Annotated in this window: 12 protein-coding genes and 1 pseudogene; 2 read left to right on the top strand and 11 right to left on the bottom strand. The window is 35.7% G+C overall.

The window, feature by feature from the left end:
- Positions 1-86: 86 nt before the first annotated feature.
- The 5 genes from QUF99_RS13420 to QUF99_RS13400 form a co-directional block, all read right to left on the bottom strand.
- Positions 87-1,028, bottom strand: coding sequence for a magnesium transporter CorA family protein (locus QUF99_RS13420; RefSeq protein WP_289370677.1), 942 nt, complete (start codon positions 1,026-1,028; stop codon positions 87-89).
- 183 nt (positions 1,029-1,211) lie between these two features.
- Positions 1,212-2,591 (bottom strand): putative polysaccharide biosynthesis protein, encoded by a 1,380-nt coding sequence (locus tag QUF99_RS13415; RefSeq protein WP_289370675.1) that lies wholly within the window; start codon positions 2,589-2,591, stop codon positions 1,212-1,214.
- Between the two features lie 97 nt (positions 2,592-2,688).
- Positions 2,689-3,291: an undecaprenyl phosphate transporter UptA gene (gene uptA, locus QUF99_RS13410; RefSeq protein WP_289370674.1), complete on the bottom strand. Its 603-nt coding sequence runs from the start codon at positions 3,289-3,291 to the stop codon at positions 2,689-2,691.
- Between the two features lie 269 nt (positions 3,292-3,560).
- The gene (locus QUF99_RS13405; protein WP_289370671.1) at positions 3,561-4,178 is read right to left on the bottom strand and encodes an NUDIX hydrolase; all 618 of its coding nucleotides are present in this window, start codon (positions 4,176-4,178) and stop codon (positions 3,561-3,563) included.
- Positions 4,179-4,636: 458 nt separating this feature from the next.
- Complete coding sequence (locus QUF99_RS13400) at positions 4,637-5,713, bottom strand: CotH kinase family protein (RefSeq protein WP_289370669.1); 1,077 nt, start codon at positions 5,711-5,713, stop codon at positions 4,637-4,639.
- 183 nt (positions 5,714-5,896) lie between these two features.
- On the opposite strand from QUF99_RS13400, the gene QUF99_RS13395 reads away from it, so the two are divergent.
- Complete coding sequence (locus tag QUF99_RS13395) at positions 5,897-6,406, top strand: CotG/ExsB N-terminal domain-containing protein (RefSeq protein WP_289370667.1); 510 nt, start codon at positions 5,897-5,899, stop codon at positions 6,404-6,406.
- 48 nt (positions 6,407-6,454) lie between these two features.
- On the opposite strand, the gene QUF99_RS13390 is transcribed toward QUF99_RS13395, so the two are convergent.
- The 6 genes and pseudogenes from QUF99_RS13390 to QUF99_RS13365 form a co-directional block, all read right to left on the bottom strand.
- Positions 6,455-7,072, bottom strand: a complete 618-nt coding sequence (locus QUF99_RS13390; protein WP_289370666.1) for a phosphoserine phosphatase 1 — start codon at positions 7,070-7,072, stop codon at positions 6,455-6,457.
- A gap of 13 nt (positions 7,073-7,085) precedes the next feature.
- Positions 7,086-7,248: pseudogene (locus QUF99_RS13385) on the bottom strand (short-chain dehydrogenase); the annotation flags it as partial.
- Between the two features lie 69 nt (positions 7,249-7,317).
- A complete protein-coding gene (fosB, locus tag QUF99_RS13380; RefSeq protein WP_289370664.1) occupies positions 7,318-7,734 on the bottom strand; it encodes a FosB/FosD family fosfomycin resistance bacillithiol transferase in 417 nt (138 codons plus the stop codon).
- Between the two features lie 57 nt (positions 7,735-7,791).
- On the bottom strand, positions 7,792-9,450 hold the full coding sequence (locus tag QUF99_RS13375) for a peptide ABC transporter substrate-binding protein (protein ID WP_289370662.1): 1,659 nt from the start codon (positions 9,448-9,450) through the stop codon (positions 7,792-7,794).
- A gap of 149 nt (positions 9,451-9,599) precedes the next feature.
- Positions 9,600-10,544, bottom strand: coding sequence for a DUF2628 domain-containing protein (locus QUF99_RS13370; RefSeq protein WP_289370661.1), 945 nt, complete (start codon positions 10,542-10,544; stop codon positions 9,600-9,602).
- 80 nt (positions 10,545-10,624) lie between these two features.
- The gene (locus tag QUF99_RS13365) at positions 10,625-11,077 is read right to left on the bottom strand and encodes a methylated-DNA--[protein]-cysteine S-methyltransferase (protein WP_289370660.1); all 453 of its coding nucleotides are present in this window, start codon (positions 11,075-11,077) and stop codon (positions 10,625-10,627) included.
- A 134-nt stretch (positions 11,078-11,211) separates the two neighbouring features.
- Between QUF99_RS13365 and namA the strand changes: the two genes are divergently transcribed.
- Positions 11,212-12,255: an NADPH dehydrogenase NamA gene (gene namA / locus QUF99_RS13360; RefSeq protein WP_289370658.1), complete on the top strand. Its 1,044-nt coding sequence runs from the start codon at positions 11,212-11,214 to the stop codon at positions 12,253-12,255.
- Positions 12,256-12,278: the final 23 nt, after the last annotated feature.

Genomic DNA, 12,278 nt, shown 5'->3' with positions numbered 1-12,278 from the left:
ATTTCGTATATAAAAAGCCTTTATTTATAATAAAAAAGCTGCTCTAGCGTAGTTTTATAACTATGCTAGAGCAGCTTTCTTTTTCTTTAAAAATAACGTTTTTTCCAAAAAATAAAGGCTAAAGTGCAAGATAACATTATACATATAATCATAACAATTACAAAACCATGTGGATTATCCTGCAACGGAATCGTCACATTCATTCCGAAAAAGCTTGAAACCATCGTTGGCAATGACAAAATAATGGTAATAGAAGTCAACAGCTTCATGACACTATTTAAGTTATTTGAAATAACCGAACTAAACGTATTCATCATACCACTTAAAATATTGCTATATATTTCAGCCATTTCAATAGCCTGTTTATTTTCAATCAATACATCTTCTAGCAAATCTTGATCATCTTCATACATTTTTATAAAGGTATTATTACGCATTAATTTTTGAATCACGATTTTATTTGCTTTTAAAGATGTCGTAAAGTACACTAAACTTTTTTCAAGACCTAGCAATGTGAAAATTTCTTTATTTTTCATCGACTTATTTAATTGATGTTCTAAGTCGATTGTTTTTCGGTTAATTTGTTTTAAGTAACGTAAATAATAAGTAGAAATTGTATATAAGAGCTGCAACGCAAAACGCGTCTTTTTAAAAGTATAAAATTCTTTAATACGTTGGTTAATAAAGCGCTCAAAAATCGGATTCTCTTCTAAACAGATTGTAACAAAACATTCTGGCATTACAATCATACCAATTGGAATCGTATCGTATATCGAATTCCCCTCTTCATCATGCCTTACTGTAGGGATATCCACGATAATTAAGGCATTATCATCTTCTTTTTCAATACGCGAACGTTCTTCATCATCCAAAGGGTCTTTAATGAAATCCAATTCTACATTCAATGTTTGCACCAGAAATTGAATTTCTTCTTCTGTTGGATGAAGTACATTAATCCAACACCCTTTTTGAATCTCTTCTATTTCTTGTAGTTTTCCGTTTCGGTCTGTTAAATATATATTTAACATACTATCACCCCGATTCTTTTTACATGTGGGAATCTACCTCACTTAAACAACAGTTTTTGAACCGCCATTTTCAGCATATGAAACAAACGTTCAAATTTCAATAGGAAATTATTTTGAAAACGCTTTTCTTCATAATTTTTTTCAAACAGAAAAAGACAGAGATTGCTCTGTCTTTTCAAAAGCTCATGTTGCCTTTATAACATATTTAGAAAGCATCCACAAGTTAAATGAAACAGAAACCGTATAGCCTGCATACGTTGCGATAATAAAACTTGTGTAATCAAAGTGCTGTAATAGCATGAGATTTAATACAATTTTAACTATAACACCCACAATTAAACCAAGTACCGTTTTTCGTTGTTGATTAATTCCTTGTAACATCGCAGCAGTAATAGCAAACAGCGAAAATAGGATACATGCTGGTGCATAATACTGTAAAATGACACTACCCATATTCGGGTCATTTCCCACTCCAAATAATAACGTATATACAGGCTTAGCCAATACTATCATTGCAATCGCCGCTGGTATGGTAATGCCAACAACAAGTAGATTTGTTTTTGTAAAATGTTTGTATAGTAGTTGTACATTTCCCGCTGTGTAAGCTCTTGTCATCTCAGGAACAAGTGACATACTAAAAGCTGTTGCGACAGATACAGGAATGAGCACAACCATTTGAACGAGTCCGATGATTGCATTGATTTTCTCTGCTTCACTTTGTACATAACCTATCTGCATTAATAGTTTATTAATTGTAAACGTATCAATTGTTTGATACATCGGGATTGCTAATCCAACGACGACAAACGGAATCGAATAGGTAAAGAGCTCTTTATATAGTGAAAAAAAAGACTGCGTTGTTTGTGGAATACTTGCTATTTCTTTTTTCTTCAAGTACTTCCTTCTTCTCATGTAATATCCAATCAGAACCGTTAATCCAGCTACAGCACCAATAAATGCTCCAAATGTTGAAACACCAACAGCAAGTGAAACAGGAGCTTTTAACAGATGCAAAACGATAAAGCTTCCAATTAAAATTGTTAATACGCGAAAAAACTGCTCCACAACAACGCTAGATGCAGATGGTCCCATAGATTGAAACCCTTGAAAAAAGCCGCGTAATAAACTCATCACTGGTACAATCAATAACGCAAAGCTAACAATTTGAATGTTATATGTAACTGCCTTTATGCTATTCCCCGTTTGATCACTGCCGTCAATGACAAGCTTTGCAAGATACGGAGCTAACATATATAACATTAGAAATGAAACAACACCCATACAAATCATAAAGACCAGTCCGCTTTTTAACACCCGTTTTACCGTATGATAATCATTTAGCTCATTATATTTTGAAACCATTTTGGAAACAGCTAGAGGTAGTCCCATCGTTGCAATACTGAGCATAATCGTATAAGGCCGATATGCGTATGTATATAACACATATCCACTTGTCCCCACCATCGCCGTAAACGGAATGACATATATAAAGCCGAGCATTTTAGATATCATCGTTGCCATAGTTAAGAACAGTGTTCCACGTAAAAACGGTGACCCTTTCATTTCATTCCCCCGCTACGTTGTATTATTACACATTATGGACAACTCCTTTATTTTAGAACTGAAATCCATAAAAAAAAGCCAATGAACATCATTGACTTTACCGAACTGTTTTTCTTTTTTTCAAGACCTTTAAACCAAAATAAAGAGCAATAAAGAGCACCGCTCCAATAATTATGTAATGTGTATAATCAGCTGCATACTCTTTAATATGACGCCAATTCCCACCAAGCTTTTCTCCTAAATAAATAAATAGGATAGACCACGGAATAATCGCTAGTACTGTATAAATTGTAAAACGCTTCAGTGACATTTTCGCTAAACCTGCTGGAATTGAAATCGCATGACGTACAACTGGTATGAAACGTGCGGAAAATATTACCCCAGCACCATAGCGGTTAAACCAACCTTCAGCAGTATCTAAATGTTTCTTGTTTATTAATAAATATTTACCATACTTCTCAACGACCGGACGGCCTCCGTAATAGCCAAGCCAATATAAAAAGATTTGTGCTAATGTACCGCCAATTGTACCGGCAATTACAGCTCCCATGAAGTTAATTTCCCCTCGCGCAACTAAAAAACCTGCATATGAAAGGACGATCTCACTAGGGATGATTTCAATCATAAGTCCCAAGGCAACTCCAAAGTATCCTAGACTCGCAAAGAATTGTAACAATTGCTCTATTAAGTTTGCTAGCATTTTATTTCCTTATCTCCTTTTCTGTTCACATACTCTCCTATTATCACACAAAGCTATGCACATGCCAATATATTACTACTCCTCTAGTAAAAATATACAAGGTTTACGATATAATCAGTGGGGGTTTTACTGTCCGTTAATGCGGGATAAACATACCGAATATTTTTAGAAGCAGTGAAAGATTCCTACATGCAGTATAGCTTATCAAAAAATATTCCAAAAGAAAATAGTTAGAAATTTTATTTTCTTACATTACGCGCTTCATTTGTTCAATCAATCAGTGTTTTTTTGTTGCTATCTTTCATATAAGCAAACATTTGCTGAATTTGCCACTCGGTATTTCTAGCAATTGATAATGCGGGAAGTTCTGTTTCTGCAAAGAAATTCACATCATCTGTTTCAATACCCGTTTGTTTTTCTCCCCCAACAATTTCACAGCCTATAAATATTTTATAAACATGGATTGCTGATGGTGAAGAATGATGTTTTTCTTTATCAAATACAGCTAATAAACGAAAATGATCTACTTTATAACCAGATTCTTCCCACACTTCTTTTGCTGCTACTTCCGTTGGTGTGTAGCCAATATCCGCCCAGCCACCTGGAAGTGCCCATTTCCCATCACTTTTTTCTTTCACAAATAACATTTTCCCGTTTTGATAAACAACAGCCCGAATATCCACTTTTGGTGTTTGATAGCCTGTATCACTAGCAAATAACTTCTCCACCACTTCCCAATCTGTTTTCGTATAATGAGACATCATTGAAACAGAAAGCTCTCGTAATTGTTGAAAACGTTCTATATCATACACATCTTTCGAATACGTTAACCCAGCCTGAGCAATAGCTTGTATTTGTTTTACCCACTCAATCCATTTCGTTTCCATTTTCTCACCATCCTACAAGATATATTTAACTTTATATGGATTCCACTCCAACGGGCAAAAATCCCCCACCTCAAAATTCAGAGAAAACTATGAAGTTTAGGTAAAGGATAAATGCACATAAGAACCCGATTGGTTATATAGATTCATTTTGATTTTTCGACATATAAGCCGCGGCTGTGGATAACAAAAGGTGACCTGTACTCGTTTTCTCTCTTTGTTTTCACTATGTCTGGGGCAGGAAAAGGATTTGACCGCTTCTATGCATGGCCGGATGCTCTCTTCCACCTAAAAAGAAGGGCTTTATGTCGTTTTTTAATTTGCATTTATATAGTTTCACTTTATTATATAATGAAAAAAGAGATTGATAACATCTCAATCTCTTTTTTCATTCAGCCCGATTGGTGAGGGCTAATGATTAGTGGGTAATGAAGAAACCCCCTACTGATCAAAGTTTCATTTTATGACAACTCATGTAAGTGCTCTTGTATATATAGCCGACGATCCTTTATATATTGAAAAATGAGCTCTGCTTCTTGATCAAAGTTATCTATTTTATCCTTCATGTAAGGATCTTGAGGAAGATAAGGGCGGATTGCTTCACACATTCCCTCCACCTTTGGCTTTATAAAAGGCACTGTAAATTTCTCTTCTAAAATCTCCTCAAGAATGTTTCGATATTGAGTTCGAAATACTGGTGTATCTAATAACCTTGCACTCAATGTATTATATCCCTGAATACGAATATATTCATAACTGAGCGGTCTGCCTTCTACATCACGCCCCCACGTTGCATCATAATCCCAAGGAATCACTTCAAACAAATTTGTTTCATCATTACGATACAGCGTATAATTATGGACAAATCCATCAAAGTTTTGTGTCAAAATAACGCCTGCTAGCCATCTTAAATATTTGTCAACATTAACATATTTCACAATTTCTTTTTCATACGCTATCCGGGGAAGGGTATTTAGTTGATAGACAAATTCACTGACATGTTCTTCACTATTGGCATTTGCACATTTAAATTCATAACCAGCAGAGAGATTTGTTTTAACACCTTGATCGCGCTCACTCATTAGAGAAAAATTCGCATCATCATCAATCGCATAATAAATAGAACCACCTGGCAAATGACGACTTTTCAAAAAATTTTCATCAACAGATTCTAATTGTAAGTATATGCCTTGTATTTGATTATTGATTTTAATAAAAACATGCTGCGATTTTGGCGATAGCACACCGATATCGTTAAAAAAGTCAAGTGATAATTTGTTTCGTATGAGCGACGGATCGTTAAACTCCGAATTTAAATGTAATTCTTTTACACCTTGAAATCGTTTCGGTTTATAAAACATAATACGATATGATTTTTTATCAAACTCCCGAATATGAGCTCCTCGGTAGACAATATCAATATCATATTTTCTTTTCTCATATGTTAATTTAGCAGGTACTGGACCGTCAGACCAAATATCTTTCCTAAGTTCAACAAGATACATCGGATGAATAAAAAAATCATAAGAAGGTAACATGTTCTCCCTTCCCTTCTTTTTCTCTCCATGTAATGTATGCTCATTTCCTTTACCATACATCCGCTATATATCTATTTCTACAAAATTAAACACTTGTCTCATACAGATGGAAACCTAACTTCATATGATAAGTAGTGTAAAAGGGATGCCTTTTCATGCTAATAAAAGTTAAGGAGGGTTTCTATGAAACGTGATATCCAAAAAGCTGTAGAAGAAATCAAGAGTGCGGGAATGGAAGAATTTTTAAATCAAGATCCTATTTCTTTTGATGACGACGAGGACCATTGTAAAAAAGATCACAAACGTCCTAAAACAAAATGTACTCGTGTAAAAAAACGTACATTTGTTACAAAATGCAATGGTGACAAGCGTTCACGCCACCACAAATGTGATGGTGACAAGCGTTCACGCCACCACAAATGTGATGGTGACAAGCGTCCACGCCACCACAAATGCAATGATGACAAGAAATCACACCACCACAAATGCAATGATGACAAGAAATCACGCCACCACAAATGCGATGATGACAAGAAATCACGCCACCACAAATGCGATGATGGCAAGAAATCACACTGTCATAATTGGAATAATCACAAACATCCATCATGCCCTAACTGGGATATTGATAAACTTACGTTACGCAAAAAGAAAAAATGCGATCATTTTTGGTATAAAAAACGTAACGATTAATCTTAGCCATTTTATGAATAGACTGCTTTATGCAGTCTATTTTTTTGCCTATATTTCTTGAAAATGCTTTGTATCTGCAAAGAGCTTAACAATGCCTTTGTCATCTTCTATTTCTATGACACTCAGACTCGCACTATACATAAACGGATCCGCCCATACTTTTTCAACTGGAACACCCGCAAAATGTCCAACAAGTAATTTTGCCGCTGCCGCATGCGAAACAATTAATATACTTTCGCCTTTATGTCTTTCTAAAATAAGGTTTACTCCTTCTATAACTCGTTTATTTACAACAGCAAAATTTTCTCCCGAAGTTGATACAAATCGATGTGGTTCATTCCAAAACAAATCTAATTCTTTCGGGTATTGCTCTTCTAATTCAGCAATTGTTTGTCCTTCCCATGTGCCCATATGAATCTCATAAAAGTGTTCATCGGCTATTATTGGTATATCACGTTCACCCTTAATTAACTGTGCCGTATGGAGTGTTCTTTCACTCGGACTACTGTATATTGCATGAAGCGGTATATCTTTTATTCGATTCCCTAGTTGCTTTGCCTGTAGCATACCTTTCTCTGTTAAATTAGAGTTCTTTCTTCCTTGCATGCGCTTTGCTACATTCCACTCTGTTTCTCCGTGACGCGTTACATATAATGTCGTTTTCATCCTCTATTCCTCCTTACCAACTAGGCCGTAATTCCCATGGTTCTAAAGTCCCTACAATCTATTCGCTTTTTTTTACTTTGAATTCCTGCTGTTACTCCGTTTGCAATTTCTTCATGGGTCAACCATCTTGAATGTTTGTCTTGTAAAACGAATCCTAATATAACTCTATGATAGATACTTGCTTTAGCATCCCAGTTCCACCAATAATTAGCGCATGCATACTCTTCCTTCCGCTTATGTACTCGTTAATAAAACTTCATATGTGGCTTCGCTTCTTTATAATAGTTCAAACGATCTTGCAATGTACCTGAATGAAATTCAAACTTATGTCCATCTGGATCAATAAAATAAATAGACTGACAATCTCTCACATCACGCTCTCGCCCTTGTAAAATATGTACTTCATTCTCTGCAAGACGCTGTAATAGCTGCTTAAAATCACTCTGCTCAACAGAAAATGCAAGATGTGTATACGATTGATGAATCTCATTTCTCGGAATATCTACTTCTTCATTCAAAGCCAACCACATGCCACATACATCAAAATAAGCAAGTTTTCTTCCTTTGACTAATAACTTTCCTTCCAATACTTTCTCATAAAAATAAATAGATTTTTCTAAATTTGAAACTGAAAAACAAAGATGATTTATCCCTTTTATCAAGGCTGATCCTCCTCACACAATAAAAGATGCGTGAAAATTCACGCATCTTTTATTATACTACTTTTTTGTAACATACGCCCACTTATAGCTAAAATCGCCGCCAAATGTATGATTCGCAATTCCTTTTACATACGTTTTTTCTAAATATGCAGTACTTTGTTGGTATACAGGTGAGATTGCTGCATCATCAAATAAAATTTTCTCTGCTTCCACAAGCGCTTTCCAACGTGCTTTATCGTCTTTTAATAATTCACCTTTTGCTTTTGTAACTAAATCATCATATTTCGGATTCGAATATGCCATTTCATTAAATGAACTTCCTGTCACAAACATATCGATGTATGTCATTGGGTCTGGATAATCTGGGCTCCATGCCGATAGAGAAAAATCATATTGCAATTTCTTCTCTAAATCTAATTTCTGTTTATATGGTTGCTGTTTAATATTTACTTTTAATCCAGGTAAATTTTTCTCAAGCTCTTCTTTAATAAAATCGCCAACTTTTTTCCGAGTACCATTATCATCGTTTAGCAATTCAATAGTGATTGTATCTTGGCCAAGTTCTTTTTTTGCTTCTTCCCATAGTTTTTTTGCTTTTTCCGCATTATTTTTACTATCACGGAAATTTTTATTTACTGTACGGAAGTCCTTCCCATCTGGTCCTGTTGTGAACTTTTCTGGTACTAAGAAATAAGCTGGTAATGAACCATCATTTAAAATGACATTCGCAATTCCTTTTTTGTCGTATGCTAAATCAATTGCTTCTCGTACTTTTTGGTTTTTCAACGTCGCATTTTGTTGATTAAAACGAAGAAAATACATGCGCGGATCTAATTTCGTTTTAAATTCATCAGCTTTATTCTTTTTATATTTATCAACAAACTCAGAACTTAAAATAACGCGATCAACCTGATCACTATCATATAAGTTTACACCGGTACTCGTTTCTTTTACGATGCTTACATTAATTTCTTCTAATTTCACTTTATCTTTCTCCCAATAGTTTGGGTTTTTCTTTAGTTGGTAGCTTTGTTCGTGCTTCCACTCACTTAAAGTAAACGGGCCATTGTATAAAACCTTATCAGCTTCTAATGCATGTTGATCCCCTTGCTGTTTCACAAACTTTTCATTTAAAGGAAAGAACGTTGGAAATGATGTAAGCTCAATAAAGTATGGAGTTGGTTGTTCTAATTCTACTACAAGTGTTTTATCATCTTTTGCTTTCACACCTAGCTGATCTGGTGGCAATTCCCCTTTATTAACCTTTTGCGCATTTTTTATATCAAATAAAATAAATGCATATTCCGCAGCGAGTGCTTTATCAAGCGTACGTTGCCAGCCGTACACAAAGTCTTGTGCTCTAACAGGTTCCCCATTTGACCACTTCGCATCTCGGAGTTCAAATGTATATGTTTTCTTATCCTCACTAATTTTCACATCTTTCGCCATACCTGGAGTCGGCTTATTATCTTTATCTAAACGATATAACCCTTCCATTGCATTTACGAATACGCGAAACGAAACCGAATCTGTTGATTTTGACGTATCCATCGAAGGAATTTCAGCTGCTTCTATTAGATTTAAAACTTGTTTGTCAGCGACTCCCTTCTCCTTATCTTTTTCTGTTGTCGAAGTTTTCTCCCCACTTCCACAACCTGCAACAAATATACTCGTTGATAACGCAAGTGCAGCAAGCATTGAAACTTTTTTCTTCATTCTCCCTTTCCCCCCACTCTATATGTATACGATAGTGCATGTATGATAGTATTATACAAAACATTCTGATAATTTAAAATACTTTTCTTTGTTTAAATTAAAAAAGAGATAGATTCAAAAAACACGTAATGTGTCTTTGAATCCATCTCTTATAGCATTTCTTTTTCATCATCCCATTGCAATCCATCATCTAATTCAAAAGGATTTTGTATGCGGAACACGTCTTCCATCATTTTCAAGAACTCTTTTTCTCCTTGTGGTTCACCATTTAATTCAAGTGCATACGGTTCAACTTCATGTAAATGGTAATCTACAACAAATTGTATCACAACTTTTTGCCGGTTCGCACCGCGACTATATCCATGAAATTCAACAAGCTCTAATCCGTCCGTACCACGGTAGTATGTCCAACTTGGCTGCTGAAAATATTGTTCAAATGATTCTCCAATTGAAAAGAATGGATATTCATATAATGAGCTTGTTCGTACTTCTTGAATGACATCCCGATCCGTTGGAAAGAAAAAATGACTCATAAATATACTAGCAGCCGTCAAAATCGTAACGATAGCTGCACCAATCTTGCTGGTTCCTCCACTATCACGAATGAGATAACGCTCTACCTCTTCATTTTCGATACCTTTTGCTTTTAGGCGATAAATTTTCCGCTCAGCAAATCGAAAATATAGGCTGTTCGCAAAAATTCCAAATCCAATCATACCAAGGATCAGCAATATAAAAGTGAGCGGAACCATATTAATAATGGGAAGTGCCACATTGAATCCCATATAATATGAAAAGGCATCACAGGTAACTAGTAAAAATACAAATAGAAACGCAGGTAAGTAATATTTCCGGTAGCCAAACCACCCTGCATGGAATATGGCAGCCCACCCATTCCAACTCCACCTTGCTATTCGTTTCTCTTCTACATCCCATTTTCTTTTAAAGTGTGGATAATGAGATCCAACATATTGTTCCATATCTTTTTCAATCGGTGAGATCTCCTCTATTTTTCCATGATGCACGATTCGCTGACAATCTTCACAATTGAACTGACCGTCAGGACAAGGATTCCCACAATTTATACAACGCAAAACAATCCCTCTTTCCTCGATTTATCCTTTCCCCCAGCTGGTTGGTTCACCGCTCATTTAAGTGGTATAGGATTATACAATTATTTCAAAATACCCTCGTGTTTTAATAACCATTCCTTCCGCCATAAGCCACCTGCATAACCAACTAACTTACCACTTTTTCCAATTACACGATGACAAGGTACAATTATAGAGATTGGATTTCGACTATTTGCACCACCTATTGCACGCACTGCTTTTATATTTCCAACTTGTTCCGCAATATCTAAATAGGAAGCACTTTTTCCATACGGAATAGTGTAAAGAGCATCCCATACATTCTTTTGAAACGATGTTCCAACCGCTTGTAGCGGTACTGTAAATTCAGTACGCTTCTGCTGAAAATATTCATCTAACTCCGTAATACATTGTTCCACAATCGGATTCTTGTTCTCTTCTTTTCGTTCTTCTACAAATATAACTGAAGTAATTCCTTCATCATTTGCAGTGATTTCAATGCATCCTAATTCACTGTCATAATATGCTTGGTACATGCTCTTATCCTCCAATTCCACTCATATTCGTAATTGTATCACAAAGATCAAAAATTTCGAGAATAAGCGTTTTATTATGGAAACAAAAAATGATAATGCTACAATGGAAGAAACTGCAATAAGGGGGAATAAATATGAACTATCAACTTTTTTCACCTTATACGATTAAAGGCACTACATTAAAAAATCGTATTGTTATGTCACCAATGTGCATGTATTCTTCTGTAAATGAAGATGGAAAAGTAACGAATTTTCATCATGTTCATTATGCATCACGAGCGGCTGGTCAAGTCGGTCTCGTTATGCTAGAAGCTACAGCTATAGCACCAGAAGGCCGCATTTCTAGTAAAGATTTAGGAATTTGGAGTAATGATCATATTGAAGGATTGCAGGAAACTGTGAAATTGATTCACGAAAACGGTGCAAAAGCAGCCATTCAGCTTGCACACGCTGGACGAAAAGCAGAGCTACATATCGATTCCGTTGCCCCTTCAGCGATTCCATTTGATGATACAATGAAAATTCCTGTTGAAATGAGTAAAGACCAAATTCAAGAGACAATTGCAGCTTTTCAAGATGGTGCATATCGCTCCAAACAAGCTGGGTTTGATATCATTGAATTACACGGAGCACATGGCTATCTCATTAATGAATTTCTCTCTCCACTATCCAACAAACGGAGTGATGAATACGGCGGATCACCAGAAAATCGCTACCGTTTCTTAAATGAAATTATTGATGCTGTAAATGAAGTTTGGAATGGACCTTTATTCGTCCGTATCTCTGCAAATGATCATCATCCTGAAGGTTTAACAGCGCATGACTATGTTCAATTTGCACAGTGGATGAAAGAACAAGGTGTAGATGTCATTGATTGTAGCTCTGGAGCAGTTGTTCCTGCTCATATCGACGTATACCCAGGGTATCAAGTTCAATATGCAAAACATATAAAAGAACATGCTCATATCGCTACCGGCGCAGTTGGTCTTATTACAAATGGTATTCAAGCAGAAGAAATTTTGACAAAGGGTGAAGCCGATTTAATCTTTATTGGCCGTGAGCTACTACGCAATCCATACTTTCCAAGAACAGCAGCAAACGAACTCGGCTTTGAATTACAAGAACCGTATCAATATCGGCGTGCTCGTGGAAACATCGCTACCCATACTAAATCTTAAATAAAGTGAAGCTTTAATCCGTG

It is taken from the genome of Bacillus sp. DX4.1 (assembly GCF_030348195.1).
GTDB lineage: Bacteria > Bacillota > Bacilli > Bacillales > Bacillaceae_G > Bacillus_A.
This window is presented reverse-complemented; position numbering and strand designations above follow the sequence as displayed.